Origin of the sequence: Rhizobium sp. CFBP 13644, assembly GCF_014842165.1 — a bacterium.
Taxonomy (GTDB): Bacteria; Pseudomonadota; Alphaproteobacteria; order Rhizobiales; family Rhizobiaceae; genus Agrobacterium; species Agrobacterium tumefaciens_C.
This window is the reverse complement of record NZ_JACYVF010000006.1, coordinates 32,324-45,301: the sequence shown is the minus strand read 5'-3', so window position 1 is coordinate 45,301 and position 12,978 is coordinate 32,324. Positions and strand designations below refer to the sequence as shown.

The 12,978-nt window shown below is 57.4% G+C and carries 12 protein-coding genes; 11 read left to right on the top strand and 1 reads right to left on the bottom strand.

The genetic code is table 11. From position 1 onward, the window contains the following. Window positions 1-97: 97 nt before the first annotated feature. Window positions 98-877 carry a DeoR/GlpR family DNA-binding transcription regulator gene (locus IFT53_RS15555; RefSeq protein WP_192066243.1) on the bottom strand — a complete coding sequence of 260 codons (780 nt, stop codon included), beginning with the start codon at window positions 875-877 and terminating at the stop codon, window positions 98-100. A gap of 212 nt (window positions 878-1,089) precedes the next feature. Between IFT53_RS15555 and IFT53_RS15550 the strand changes: the two genes are divergently transcribed. The 11 genes from IFT53_RS15550 (at window position 1,090) to IFT53_RS15500 (ending at window position 12,973) form a co-directional block, all read left to right on the top strand. Further along, a complete protein-coding gene (locus IFT53_RS15550; RefSeq protein WP_192066245.1) occupies window positions 1,090-2,688 on the top strand; it encodes a peptide ABC transporter substrate-binding protein in 1,599 nt (532 codons plus the stop codon). Window positions 2,689-2,825: 137 nt separating this feature from the next. After that, window positions 2,826-3,749 (top strand): oligopeptide ABC transporter permease OppB, encoded by a 924-nt coding sequence (oppB, locus tag IFT53_RS15545; RefSeq protein WP_112501497.1) that lies wholly within the window; start codon window positions 2,826-2,828, stop codon window positions 3,747-3,749. Continuing rightward, entirely contained in the window at window positions 3,742-4,872 is a 1,131-nt protein-coding gene (locus tag IFT53_RS15540; protein ID WP_192066247.1) for an ABC transporter permease, read from the top strand. Before oppB ends, IFT53_RS15540 begins: the two co-directional genes overlap by 8 nt. A gap of 1 nt (window position 4,873) precedes the next feature. Further along, window positions 4,874-6,484: an ABC transporter ATP-binding protein gene (locus IFT53_RS15535; RefSeq protein WP_192066248.1), complete on the top strand. Its 1,611-nt coding sequence runs from the start codon at window positions 4,874-4,876 to the stop codon at window positions 6,482-6,484. A 111-nt stretch (window positions 6,485-6,595) separates the two neighbouring features. Next, the gene (locus IFT53_RS15530; RefSeq protein WP_192066250.1) at window positions 6,596-6,928 is read left to right on the top strand and encodes a hypothetical protein; all 333 of its coding nucleotides are present in this window, start codon (window positions 6,596-6,598) and stop codon (window positions 6,926-6,928) included. 186 nt (window positions 6,929-7,114) lie between these two features. After that, window positions 7,115-7,654, top strand: a complete 540-nt coding sequence (locus IFT53_RS15525; protein WP_192066252.1) for a DUF4334 domain-containing protein — start codon at window positions 7,115-7,117, stop codon at window positions 7,652-7,654. A 2-nt stretch (window positions 7,655-7,656) separates the two neighbouring features. After that, complete coding sequence (locus IFT53_RS15520) at window positions 7,657-8,418, top strand: SDR family NAD(P)-dependent oxidoreductase (protein ID WP_192066254.1); 762 nt, start codon at window positions 7,657-7,659, stop codon at window positions 8,416-8,418. An 82-nt stretch (window positions 8,419-8,500) separates the two neighbouring features. Then, a complete protein-coding gene (locus IFT53_RS15515) occupies window positions 8,501-8,755 on the top strand; it encodes a hypothetical protein (RefSeq protein WP_192066255.1) in 255 nt (84 codons plus the stop codon). Between the two features lie 96 nt (window positions 8,756-8,851). Next, window positions 8,852-9,511, top strand: a complete 660-nt coding sequence (locus IFT53_RS15510; protein ID WP_192066311.1) for an ABC transporter ATP-binding protein — start codon at window positions 8,852-8,854, stop codon at window positions 9,509-9,511. After that, the gene (locus IFT53_RS15505) at window positions 9,508-11,913 is read left to right on the top strand and encodes an ABC transporter permease (RefSeq protein ID WP_192066257.1); all 2,406 of its coding nucleotides are present in this window, start codon (window positions 9,508-9,510) and stop codon (window positions 11,911-11,913) included. The genes IFT53_RS15510 and IFT53_RS15505 overlap by 4 nt, the downstream gene beginning before the upstream one ends. Then, window positions 11,903-12,973: a lipocalin-like domain-containing protein gene (locus IFT53_RS15500; RefSeq protein ID WP_192066259.1), complete on the top strand. Its 1,071-nt coding sequence runs from the start codon at window positions 11,903-11,905 to the stop codon at window positions 12,971-12,973. Before IFT53_RS15505 ends, IFT53_RS15500 begins: the two co-directional genes overlap by 11 nt. The last annotated feature ends 5 nt before the right edge of the window (window positions 12,974-12,978 follow it).

Below are 12,978 nucleotides of genomic sequence, written 5' to 3'. Positions count from 1 at the left end.
CTCCCTGATGCGACTATGCGCCGCTTGTTCTCTTTAAATCCGAACTTAATCAGAGTTAAAATGAAAATAAAGCGAATGTCAAACGAATGTTCGCAGCTCAATTCAGCTTCGTTTGGTTTTCGGTTTCAATCAGCCGGACGTCGTTTTCGCGACAGATGGCCTTGACCGATGCAGAGGGGCAGTGGTCGGTTATAAAGGTGTGAACCTGCGATAGATGGCCAATTCTGACGGGTGCCGTGCGGTCGAATTTGCTTGAATCCGAGACGAGAATGACGTGCCGCGCATTGGCGATGATGGCCTGTGCGACTTTCACTTCGCGGAAGTCGTAATCGAGGAGTGCGCCGTCCTTGTCGATGGCAGAAACGCCGATGACGGCATAGTCCACCTTGAACTGTCGAATGAAATCGACAGCCGCCTCTCCCACGATCCCGCCATCGGTGCCGCGCACCACGCCACCGGCAATGACGACCTCGATGCCTGAGAATATCCTCAACCTGTTGGCAACATTGATGTTATTGGTAATGACCATCAGTTCCTGATGGTCCACCAAGGCTTCGCCAACGGCCTCCGTGGTGGTGCCGATATTGATGAAAAGCGATGATTTTCCGGGAATGATATCGGCTGCTGCGCGGCCTATCGCCTGTTTTTCAGTGGCCGCAATGGAGCGTCGCGCCTCATATTTCACGTTCTCTGTACTGCTCGGAAAAATCGCGCCGCCGTGGATGCGCGTGAGCGCACGCGCCTCGCAAAGGTCGTTCAGATCCTTGCGGATTGTCTGTGCGGTCACCGAAAATCGTGACGCCAGATCATCCACGCTGACCTTGCCCTCGGATTTTGCAAGCTCGATGATATCAAGTTGGCGCGATGAGAACATCATGAAGGCTTCTACCCGGCAATATCGATGAATTTTCGTTTTATTTCATTTTTTGAGAAAACGAAAGCGGTAGAGAGGTGCATTTCGCGCAGGTTTTCCACAATCTGCGGGGTTATAAACCCTTTAAATTGTCCGCCTGATAAATATTGGGGTTGCGCGTCAGGCGGATTTGTCATTGTTTGCGGGTTCTCACACTTTATGGGGAAATTAAAAAAATGAAATCTATAAAAACAACAACGCGAGCCGCACTCCTGCTAGGCTCGATCCTGATTGGCGCAACTCCTTCTCTCGCAGAAACCGTTCTGCACCGTGGCAATTCCGGCGAGCCGCAGACGCTCGACCAGGCCCAGACCTCGATCAACATTGAAGCTTTCATCGTGAAGGACCTTTATGAAGGCCTCACCATCTATGACGCCGCGGGCAAGATCGTTCCCGGCGCTGCGGAAAGCTGGACGCTGTCTGACGACGGCACGGTCTACACATTCAAGCTGCGCGAAAACGCAAAATGGTCTGACGGCACACCAGTGACCGCCGAGGACTTCGTGTTCTCGTACCAGCGCGTTGAAGACCCGAAGACTGCCGCGAAATACGCAAATATTCTCTACCCCATCAAGAATGCCGAAAAGATCAACAAGGGCGAAGCCAAGCTCGAAGAGCTCGGCATCAAGGCTGTTGACGCCAAGACGCTGGAAATCACCCTTGAGCGCGCAACACCATTCTTCCTTGAGTTGCTCGCGCACCAGACTGCACTGCCCGTTTCAAAAGCAAGCGTTGAGAAGAACGGCGCTGACTTCGTCAAGCCGGGCATCATGGTTTCGAACGGTGCCTATACGCTGCAGGCGCATGTTCCCAATGACAGCCTGACGGTTGTGAAGAACCCGAACCACTGGGACGCGGCCAACACCAAGATCGACAAGGTCATTTTCTACCCGATCGACGATCAGGCCGCTTCCGTGCGCCGTTTCGAAGCCAAGGAAATGGACCTTGCCTATAATTTCTCGGCCGATCAGCTGGATCGTCTGCGCAAGTCCTACGGTGATCAGGTCCGCGTAACGCCGACACTCGCAACCTATTACTACACCTTCGATACGCGTGAAGCGCCCTATAACGACGTTCGCGTTCGTCGCGCACTCTCCATGGCCGTAGACCGTGACTTCCTTGCCAAGGAAATCTACAGCGGCTCGCAGCTGCCATCCTACTCCATGGTTCCGCCCGGCATGGGCAGCTATGGTGAGCCTGCCAAGGCAGACTTCGCCACACTTTCGCAGCTGGACCGTGAAGACGAAGCTTTGAAGCTGATGAAGGAAGCCGGTTATGGCGAAGGCGGCAAGAAATTGTCCGTCGAAATCCGCTATAACACCAATCCTAATCATGAGCGCGTTGCGACTGCCGTTGCCGATATGTGGAAGACCACATTCGGTGCCAACGTGTCACTGGTTAACCTCGACGTTGCCTCGCACTATGGCTACCTCCAGGAAGGCGGCAAGTTCAACGTTGCCCGTGCTGGCTGGGTTGCTGACTATGCGGATGCGGAAAACTTCCTCAATCTTTCTGTCTCTTCCAACAAGACCTTCAACTACGCGAAATTCAACAATGCTGAATTCGATGCGTTGATGAAGAAGTCTTACGAAGAAAAAGACGCTGCTGCTCGCAACAAGATCCTGCACGAGGCAGAAACCATCCTGATGAAGGAACAGCCGGTTGCGCCGTTCCTGACGCAGGCAGACCTTTGGCTGGTTTCGAACCGCGTCAAGGGCTGGATTGATAATGCCAATAACGAGCACCTCAGCCGCTTCCTGAGCGTTTCCGAATAAGCAGTGCTGCCACGGTGGTTCTGAAACATGTCGCGCATCTTGATCGCGCGACATGTTTGCAAGAACGGGTTATATGTGCGGCGGGATGAAAATCCCGACGCATTTCGCCGCCGTGCCATGCCGGAGCCCGAATTATCATGATCTCTTTCGTTCTGCGCCGTTTGGCGAGCGCCGTGCCGACGTTGTTTATCGTCGTCACGATTTCTTTTTTTCTGATGCGATTTGCACCCGGCGGCCCGTTCAATCTTGAACGTCCGCTGCCTCCGCAGACCATGGAAAACCTGATGAGAACCTATCATCTGGATGAACCATTGTGGCGTCAGTATCTGATCTACATGAAGAACGCCGTGACCGGCGATTTCGGCCCGAGCTACATCTATAAGGACAACACCGTTGCCCAATTGATCGGCAAGGGTCTGCCCTATTCGCTGGAGCTTGGCTTTTACGCGCTGCTGCTGGCCTTGATCGGCGGTGTGCTGGCCGGGACTTTTGCGGCGCTGAGGCAAAACAGCCTGTTCGACTTCTCGCTCATGTCCGTTTCCACGGTTGGCGTGACGGTGCCGAACTTCGTTGTTGCACCGGTCCTGACGCTGGTCTTTGCAGTTCTGCTCGGACTTCTGCCCGCCGGAAGCTGGGGTGATGGCTCTCTGCGCTACCTGCTTTTGCCGATGATAGCGCTCGCCTTGCCGCAGCTTGCGGTCATTGCCCGCCTAACACGAGGCTCCATGATCGAGGCCTTGCGGATGGATCACATCCGAACCGCCAAAGCCTATGGTCTTCCCAGCCGCACGGTCGTTATCGTGCATGCTATGCGCGCTGCCATGCTGCCCGTTGTTTCCTATCTTGCACCCTGCGCTGCCGCACTTCTGACCGGCTCTGCCGTGATCGAAACGATCTTCACCATTCCCGGTGTCGGTCGCTATTTCGTTCTGGGCGCTATCAATCGTGACTATACGCTTGTGATGGGAACCGTCGTTCTCATCGCGCTTTTCGTCATTGTTTTCAATCTGGTGGTCGATATTCTATACGGCCTTCTTGATCCGAGGGTCAGACATGACTGATATCCCCGGCACAACAGCCGTTTCTCCTTCGGTGAAAAGCCGAAGCCTCTTCCAGCTCGCAACCATGCGTTTCCGGCGCAACACCGCAGCCATGGCCGGATCGGTCATGCTGGTGCTGATCACGCTGTTTTCGTTTCTGGGGCCGCAGTTCCTCACCCACACCTATGATCAGGTGTTCTCGTCTTATGTTTCGGTTCCACCAAGCCTTGAGGCGCGGCCTGATGCCGGCAGTCTCCAGAGCGTGATGGAGGGCGTGGCCGAGCGGGCACGGGTCGAAATCAGGGAATTTGCTGTCGAAGGACAGAAATTTACTGCAACCGTGACCTCTTCAAGCACGGTTGATCCACGCACGACACGCTATTTCGACCGCGCCAACGAGTTTGAAAACACCACGGTCGTTGCCACAGAAGATGAAGGCCGTACGCTGAAGATCGAAGGCGATGTGAACCGCGAATATTTCTTCTTCGGCACAGACAGCAATGGCCGTGACCTTCTCGTTCGCGTCATGTTGGGCGGGCAGATCTCGATTGCGGTGGGCGTCCTCGCCAGCCTCGTGTCGCTCGGCATCGGCGTCGTCTATGGAGCGACAGCTGGCTATATTGGCGGACGTGTCGACAATGCGATGATGCGCTTTGTGGAAATCCTCTATTCGCTTCCCTTCGTGTTTCTCGTCGTTGTGCTTGTGGTGTTCTTCGGGCGAAGTTTCATTCTGATCTTCCTCGTTATCGGGGCGGTGGAATGGCTGGATATGGCGCGCATCGTGCGTGGCCAGACGCTGGCTCTCAAACGTCGTGAATTCGTCGGTGCCGCACAGGCGCTGGGCCTGACCGACTGGCAGATCATCCGCCGTCACATCATTCCCAACACCATCGGCCCTGTCGTTGTGTTCGTAACCGTTGTGGTGCCGAAGGTCATTCTTCTGGAAAGCTTCCTGTCGTTCCTCGGTCTTGGCGTTCAGGCACCGTTGACCAGCTGGGGCGCGCTGATTTCCGAAGGTGCGCAGAATATCCAGTCTGCCCCATGGCTGCTGATATTCCCGGCGACATTCTTCGTGCTGACGCTGTTTTCCTTGAACTTTGTGGGCGACGGGTTGCGTGACGCGCTCGACCCGAAGGATCGCTGATATGAATATGACATCTGACACCATCCTGACCGTGAGCGGTCTCAAAGTGGATTTCACAACGCCGGATGGCGATGTGAACGCCGTCAAGGGTATCGATCTCGATGTAAAAGTGGGTGAGACGCTGGCTGTGGTCGGTGAATCCGGCTCCGGCAAGAGCCAGACCATGATGGGCATCATGGGGCTGTTGGCGGCCAATGGGCGCGTGCAGGGTTCGGCCAAATATCGCGGTCGCGAGCTGGTTGGCCTTCCGGTGGATGAACTCAACGGCATCAGAGGCGCGAAGGTCACGATGATCTTTCAGGAGCCGATGACCTCGCTTGATCCGCTTTACAAGATCGGCAAGCAGATTGCCGAGCCGATCATCCACCATCGCGGTTCCAGCAAGACGGAAGCGCGGGCGAGGGTGCTGGAATTGCTGAAACTGGTCGGTATTCCCGACCCTGAAAGGCGTATCGACAGCTATCCGCATGAGCTTTCCGGCGGGCAGCGCCAGCGCGTGATGATTGCCATGGCTCTGGCCAATGAGCCGGACCTGCTGATCGCGGATGAGCCGACAACGGCGCTCGATGTGACCATTCAGGCGCAGATCCTCGACCTCCTGAAATCCTTGCAGCAGCGTTTCGGCATGGCCGTTGTGCTGATTACCCATGATCTGGGCGTCGTGCGGCATTTTGCCGACCGTGTTGCTGTCATGCGGCGCGGCGAGATTGTGGAAACAGGAACCACGGAAGACATTTTCGAGCGTCCGCAGGCGGACTATACGAAGATGCTTCTGGATGCCGAACCCAGCGGCCACAAGCCGCCTGTTGGTGCGCAAGCACCTGTGGTTCTCTCCGGCCAGAACGTGACGGTGGATTACGAAATCCCCGGCGGCATCTTCACCAAGGCCAGCGCCTTCCGAGCAGTTGAAAGCGTGACCGTCAATCTGCGGCAGGGCCAGACCATCGGCATTGTGGGCGAATCCGGCTCAGGTAAATCCACGCTTGGGCGTGCCTTGCTGCGGCTGACCCCATCCACCGGGCGGCTGTTCTTCGGCAAGACGGAGATTTCGGGTCTCGACAGAAAGGCCATGCGGCCCATGCGCCGCCAGCTTCAGCTGGTGTTTCAGGACCCCTATGGTTCGCTGTCTCCACGCCAGACGGTGGGTGAAATCATTACCGAAGGTCTATACGTGCACGAACCGCAATTGAGCCGTGGCGAGCGCGACAAGCGGGCGATTGAAGCGCTGACCGAGGTGGGCCTCGACCCGGCGGCGCGCAACCGTTATCCGCACGAATTCTCCGGCGGTCAGCGGCAGCGTATTGCCATTGCACGCGCGATTATCCTCAAGCCGGATGTGGTCATTCTGGATGAGCCGACATCGGCGCTGGACCGTTCGGTGCAGGGGCAGGTCATCGATCTCTTGCGCGACCTCCAGACTGCGCATGGTCTTTCCTATATTTTCATCAGCCATGACCTGTCGGTCATCAAGGCGATTTCAGACTATGTGATCGTGATGAAAGACGGAAAGATCGTGGAAGAGGGTGAGACGGATGCGGTGTTCAACAACCCGGCTGCCGATTACACCAAAACACTGATCCAATCTGCTTTCACGGCAGATGCAGCTGCTTGAGAATAGACCGGCGTCAGCCGGTCTATATTTCCGGATCAAGGAACAACTCAGTCACATCTGCGTTATTGCCTCGTGAAATTGATGTGCCAGCATAAGGCACCAGGAGGATATATGTTTAAATTGATTCAGGTGTCGGGTCTTGCGATGGTCATGGCTATGGGTGGCATGGCTGCCACGGCCCCTGCCAACGCGCAGGACATGGAACTCAGAATTGGCCGTGACGGCGTTCGCCCTGTCATTCGCGACCGCGACATCGACCGCCGTGGCCCACCGCCTCGCCGTGGATGCGGAGAGCGCGAAGCCCGTGCGGCAGCCCGTGATTACGGTCTGCGTGATCCTGAAATCGTGCGCGTAACGCCTCGCCGCGTTGTCGTGCAGGGCTTTACCCGTCGCGGCCCAAGCACGATCACCTTCGCAAATGAACGCGGTTGCCCGGAAATCTGAGCATCGCGCCTATTTGCTGCCGATATGAGATGTTGAAACCCGCCTTGTGCGGGTTTTTTCGTGGCATGGGTAACTGCGCCCACCGGCAATAAGTAGAATCTGTTTGGCATTGGCCTGCCCATCTCATACAACGAGAAGAGTATATATTTTAGGTTTGTTGCGAATAAGCGAATTGTCGAGTTCAGTATGATAGAAAATATAATTGCCACGCGGGTGGCAAGTCCGGCACAGGTGCTCGCATGTTTTGACATTCTGCCGGTGGTCGATCTTTCGTTTATGGCAGGGCGCTGGCGGGGTTTCGAGATCAAGACGGGTCACAGGCTCGATGGTCTGCTGGAGCCGAGCGGCTGGTATGGCAAACTGTTCATCAGCCCGGAGGCGGTGCACCCGCTTCTGTTCAACACCCGCGACGGCAAAGGGCTTTACGCCGTTGATCCTCTGCTGGTGCCGTTGGGCTTGCCCTTCCCCCGCACATCGGTGCTGGGTCTTGCCATGGCCGTTCTGCGGCCTGTTTTGCAAACGAGGTTGCCCAAGGCCCGGCTTCGGATGATCGAGTATCGCGGGCGCTCGACCGCCACCATGGCCTATGATGGCAAGCCGATCTTCGATCATTTCGTGAAGATAGATGACAGGCGTGTTTTGGGCATCATGGACCTCAAGGGCATGAGCGGTCCCTATGCATTCTGCCTGGAGCGGGACGATAAGCCCATGGATGTGAGGCTCTGACCATGGCCGGCGTAACCCTGATTACCGGTGGGGCAAGTGGCATTGGCAGGCTGCACGCCCTTCGCGATGCTGCAAAAGGCGCGACCGTTGCCATTATCGATCTCAATGATAAGGGGTTTGCGGAGGTTTCGGCGAGACACTCCTCGATCCACGCCTTCCGCTGCGATGTAACGGACCATGCCGCACTGGCGAACATCGTCGGCGAAATCGAGCGCGATCTTGGTGAGATTGACCGGCTCTTTGTCTGTGCGGCGATGATGCCGGGTGGCGAGTTGGCGGCGACCGAACCGGAAAAGATCAATCGCCTCATGCAGATCAATTATGGTGGCACGGTCAATGTCACCGGGATTGTGCTCTCACGAATGCTGCCTCGGGCGAAGGGCGATGTCGTCATTTATGGCTCGACGGCGGGGATTGTTCCCGTAAACCGCTTTGGCGCTTATGGGGCGACGAAGGCGGCGGTCAACCATTATGCGAAGGTGCTGATCAGCGAAAACCGCAATTCGGGCTTACGTTTTCAGCTCGTCTGTCCGCCAGCGGTGGACACGCCGTTGATCGCGCAAGTCATTGAAGATGGCCCTGGCTTCATCAAAAATGGTCGAACGTGGATCTCACAGATGATGGCCCCTGAGGCTGTTGTGGCCTCTGTCGAAAAGGCGCTGGAGGCGGGACGGGAGATTCATTATCCCGGTCGCGGAAAGCTGATCGAACTGGCCTACCGCGCATGTCCCGGCATCCTTCGATGGGTTTCAAACAACACCTAGGGTCAATGCCGCTTAAGATTAAAACAGCCCGGAGGAACATCTCAGACGCCGCAGCGTTTTCCTGTGCTTGAAAAAGGAGACTATGATGGCAGTGACCTATCACGTTGGTGAACACGATGGCGGCTACGCTTACCGGCTTGGCGATGTGTGGTCGGAGACGTTTCCCGACCATGATTCCGCGCTGAACGCGGCCAATGATGCTGCACGACGCCAGCAGCTTGGTGGCGAAGAGGTCGATATTTCTTTCCAGCTTTCGGATGGCACATGGCAGGAGCAGCATGTGAAAGGCGGCGACCGGCCCCAGACCGATGTTGTTGATGATACCGACGAGAAGTAAAGCTAGCCTGACCAGCGTGCCGACCCAGCGCAGGGCTGATCCGTCGGCACGTCAAGGGTCTTGCGGTTCTGCATTTCCGGTGCAAGACTGGCCGCAATGATCCTGTTCCTGTCCAATATTCGTAAATCCTATGTCAGCCCCGAAGGCCCCATCGAGGTCTTGAGAGGTGTTGATCTATCGGTTTCAAGCGGGGAGAGCGTTGCGCTGACCGGAGAGTCCGGCAGCGGCAAGAGCACTTTGCTGCATCTGGCTGGCGGTCTGGACAAGCCAGATGGCGGCACGATCACCATGAATGGCCGGGATATCACCGGGCTGGACGAGCCGGGACGCGCGCTTTACCGGCGCAAGGAGGTGGGGCTGATCTTTCAGCAATTCAACCTCATTCCATCCCTGAATGTAGAGGCCAATATCAGCTTTCACGCACGCCTTGCTGATCGCTTCGATGCGGCGTGGCAGGCGGAACTGGTGCAAAAGCTTGGGCTTGAGAGCCTTTTACAGCGTTATCCTGAGCAATTGTCCGGTGGTCAGCAGCAACGGGTCGCGGTTGCGCGTACTCTGGCGGCAAAGCCCGCACTGGTGCTGGCAGACGAGCCGACCGGCAATCTGGACGAAGCCACTGGTGATGCCGTTCTGGAGCTAATGCTCTCGCTCAGCAGGCAGGCCGGTTCAGCACTGTTGCTCGTGACCCATTCCATGCGGCTGGCAGACAAGCTGGACTCAAAGATCGTGCTGCGTGGCGGAAAAATCGCGACATGAGCCGCATTGCATTTTTCGCGCTCCTCTCGCACTGGCGTCACCGCCCGCTTCAACTCCTAACATTGATTTTGGGCATTGCGCTTGCAACAGCGCTCTGGTCTGGCGTGCAGGCCATCAATGCCGAAGCGCGAGCAAGCTATGCGCGCTCTGCCTCCATTCTGGAGCAAAGCGGCCTTTCGCAGCTGACCGCAAAAGATGGCACCGGTATTTCGCTTGGCACCTTCGCTGCATTGCGACGGGCCGGGTGGAACGTTTCTCCCGTGATCGAGGGTGAAACCAGAATAGGCGGCGTGCGGATAAAAGTGATCGGCATCGATGCGCTGACCATGCCGAGCGAAGGCCGCGTCGTTTCTATCAGCGGGTCCTCGGATCTGGTGGATTTTATGGCGGGGCAGAGCGTGCTCATCGTTTCGCCCGCAACAGCTGCCCGTCTTGGAAATCCTGAGGGCTTTCGGCTGCGCGTTTCCGAAACCATCCCCGATGGTGCAGCCTTTGCCGATATCAGTGTCGCCGACAGGCTGCTCGCGAAGAACGGTCTCATCAGCCGGTTGGTTGTCGCGCCGGTGCAATTGCCCGGTTTGGAGCCGTTGGAAAGCCTCGCGCCCGATCTTGGTCTCCAGACGCCTGACAGGCCTGACATGGCGCGGCTGACGGACAGTTTCCATCTGAATTTGACCGCCTTCGGCTTCCTTGCCTTTATCGTTGGTCTGTTCATCGTCTATTCTGCGGCGGGGCTTTCTTTCGAGCAGCGCCGCGCAACCTTTCGCACTCTTCGCTGTTTGGGCGTCTCGTTGCGGGGGCTCACCCTCATGCTGGTCATTGAGATCATGGTGCTGGCCTTTATCTCGGGCGTTCTTGGCGTGGTGATTGGCTATGTGATGGCATCCATGCTGTTGCCGGGTGTGGTGGCCACATTGCGCGGGCTTTATGGCGCAGAGGTTTCCGGCACTCTTTCGCTGCGGCCGGAATGGTGGCTGGCGGGCATGGGCATGGCGCTGGCAGGCACGGCACTGTCATCTCTCCAAAGCCTGTGGCGAGTGCGGACGATGCCCATTCTGGCATCATCGCAGCCCCAGGCCTGGGGTCTGGCATCGGCAACAGCACTGCGGTTCCAGTCTCTGGCGGGCGTCGTGTTGCTTCTGATCAGTGCGGGTTTTGCCGTGGCAGGCTCTGGCCTCATATCGGGATTTGTGGTTCTGGGTGCGCTTCTGCTGGGTTGCGCGCTTTTGCTGCCGCCTGTCCTGTCCATCTTTCTGCGATCCGTCGAGCGCCGGTCGCGGCACGCCATGACGCATTGGTTTTGGGCGGATACGCGCCTGCAACTGCCGGGCCTTTCGCTGGCGCTCATGGCGCTTCTTCTGGCGCTTTCTGCCAATGTCGGTGTCGGAACCATGGTGTCTAGTTTCCGCACCACCTTTCTCGGTTGGCTGGACCAGAGGCTGGTGGCTGAGCTTTACGTGACAGCCCGCGATGAGAACGAGGCGATGAAGCTTCGTGCGTGGCTGCCGCTCCACTCCGATGCTGTGTTGCCCATCTGGAGCACGCGAGGGACGGTTCTGGGAGAGGAGCTGGAGATTGCCGGGATTTCCGACCACGCGACCTATCGCGACCACTGGCCGCTCTTGGAACAGCAGCCTGATGTTTGGGACAGCGTGGCCGAGGGACGGGGTGCGCTGATCAACGAGCAGCTATGGCGAGAGAAGAAGCTTCAGCCGGGGCAGGAGCTGACATTGCCGGGTGGCTGGGTGGTAACCGTTGCTGGGGTCTATTCCGACTATGGAAATCCGAAGGGGCAGGTGATGGTGGGTGTGGATGCGCTCACCCGACACTACCCTGACGTTTCGAAACTGCGATATGGCATTCGCGTTGATCCAGCCCGGGTGCAGGATTTGAAAAAGCAGCTTTTCGAGCAGATTGGTCTTCCCGAGGCGGGTATTATCGATCAAGTCTCGCTCAAACAGCAATCACGTGCCGTGTTCGAACAGACCTTCGTTGTGACTGGCGCGCTGAATGTGCTGACGCTGGGTGTGGCGGCCTTTGCCATGTTTGCCAGTTTGCTGACGCTTTCCACATTGCGCCTGCCGCAGCTTGCGCCCGTCTGGGCGATGGGGATACGCCGCAGAAACCTTGCCTTGCTCGAGGTTTTGAGAACATTTGCGTTGTGGTGCGTGACCTTTGTTGCCGCTATTCCCGTCGGGCTTGCACTGGCATGGGTGCTACTGTCAGTCATCAATGTCGAGGCCTTTGGCTGGAAGTTGCCGATGATGATCTTTCCGTGGGATTGGCTGCGGCTGGCCGCGATTGCGCTTGTTGCGGCGATGCTGTCCGTGGCTGTGCCCGTCATCCGGCTGGCAACCATCAACCCTTCCGATCTGCTGCGGGTATTTGCCAATGAACGCTAGAATTCTGCGCGTTTTGATGATGCTGCTTGCACTGGCCTGTCTGCCGGGTGGCGCGCTTGCTCAGGGCTTTGCCGGGCTAGGGTCTGATGCCCAAGGCTTTCAGGTGCCTGTGCGCGGTACGGCCTTGTCCTTCCCTAGAGATCATGGTCCCCACCCGGATTTTCGCATCGAATGGTGGTATGTCACCGCCAACCTTCAGACGGAGGATGGCACGCCGCTTGGCATACAGTGGACACTGTTTCGATCGGCACTTGCGCCTGAGAATGCGCAAGGCTGGGCAAGTCCGCAAATATGGATCGGCCATGCGGCGGTGACGACGGCTTCCCGCCATTACGTTGCGGAGCGGCTGGGGCGAGGTGGTGTGGGGCAGGCGGGCGTAACTGCCACACCGTTTGAAGCCTGGATCGATGACTGGCAGATGAAGGCTTTGCCGAATGATGGCCGCGACGAGTTGGACAGGCTTGAGCTTGGTGCCAAGGGCAATGATTTCGGCTACCAACTGACCCTCGCAGTCAAGGGACCACTCGTTGCGCAAGGTGATCGCGGTTACTCGGTCAAATCAGCATCCGGTCAGGCGAGCTACTATTACTCCCAGCCATTTTACGAGGTGACGGGAATGGTGACGCTGGATGGGGCGCCGGTCAAGGTTAGCGGCAAGGCGTGGTTGGACCGCGAGTGGTCGTCTCAGCCGCTCGCATCTGACCAGACGGGATGGGACTGGTTCTCGCTGCATTTGCCATCTGGCGAAAAACTCATGGCGTTTCGGCTGCGCGATGCTGGCGCCGGTTACACATCCGGTAACTGGATATTGCCGAGCGGCGAGACCACGCCCCTGCTTCCGGGCGATGTGGTGCTTGAGCCGGTGCGCAGCGCTTCCGTGAATGGCAAGGACGTGCCGGTTGAATGGCGCGTGCGTGTTCCCGGCAAGGGGCTGGATATCACCACACGGGCACTGAACGATCAGGCATGGATGAGGACCTCCATGCCCTATTGGGAAGGCCCGATCAGCTTTGACGGAAGTGCAAGAGGCGAGGGCTATCTGGAAATGACTGGATACTGATCCAC

What these genes read in the sequence shown, in the direction of transcription:
- IFT53_RS15555 (WP_192066243.1), bottom strand. Translation starts at nt 877, where the DNA reads ATGATGTTCTCATCGCGCCAACTTGATATCATCGAGCTTGCAAAATCC.
- IFT53_RS15550 (WP_192066245.1), top strand. Translation starts at nt 1,090, where the DNA reads ATGAAATCTATAAAAACAACAACGCGAGCCGCACTCCTGCTAGGCTCG.
- oppB (WP_112501497.1), top strand. Translation starts at nt 2,826, where the DNA reads ATGATCTCTTTCGTTCTGCGCCGTTTGGCGAGCGCCGTGCCGACGTTG.
- IFT53_RS15540 (WP_192066247.1), top strand. Translation starts at nt 3,742, where the DNA reads ATGACTGATATCCCCGGCACAACAGCCGTTTCTCCTTCGGTGAAAAGC.
- IFT53_RS15535 (WP_192066248.1), top strand. Translation starts at nt 4,874, where the DNA reads ATGAATATGACATCTGACACCATCCTGACCGTGAGCGGTCTCAAAGTG.
- IFT53_RS15530 (WP_192066250.1), top strand. Translation starts at nt 6,596, where the DNA reads ATGTTTAAATTGATTCAGGTGTCGGGTCTTGCGATGGTCATGGCTATG.
- IFT53_RS15525 (WP_192066252.1), top strand. Translation starts at nt 7,115, where the DNA reads ATGATAGAAAATATAATTGCCACGCGGGTGGCAAGTCCGGCACAGGTG.
- IFT53_RS15520 (WP_192066254.1), top strand. Translation starts at nt 7,657, where the DNA reads ATGGCCGGCGTAACCCTGATTACCGGTGGGGCAAGTGGCATTGGCAGG.
- IFT53_RS15515 (WP_192066255.1), top strand. Translation starts at nt 8,501, where the DNA reads ATGATGGCAGTGACCTATCACGTTGGTGAACACGATGGCGGCTACGCT.
- IFT53_RS15510 (WP_192066311.1), top strand. Translation starts at nt 8,852, where the DNA reads ATGATCCTGTTCCTGTCCAATATTCGTAAATCCTATGTCAGCCCCGAA.
- IFT53_RS15505 (WP_192066257.1), top strand. Translation starts at nt 9,508, where the DNA reads ATGAGCCGCATTGCATTTTTCGCGCTCCTCTCGCACTGGCGTCACCGC.
- IFT53_RS15500 (WP_192066259.1), top strand. Translation starts at nt 11,903, where the DNA reads ATGAACGCTAGAATTCTGCGCGTTTTGATGATGCTGCTTGCACTGGCC.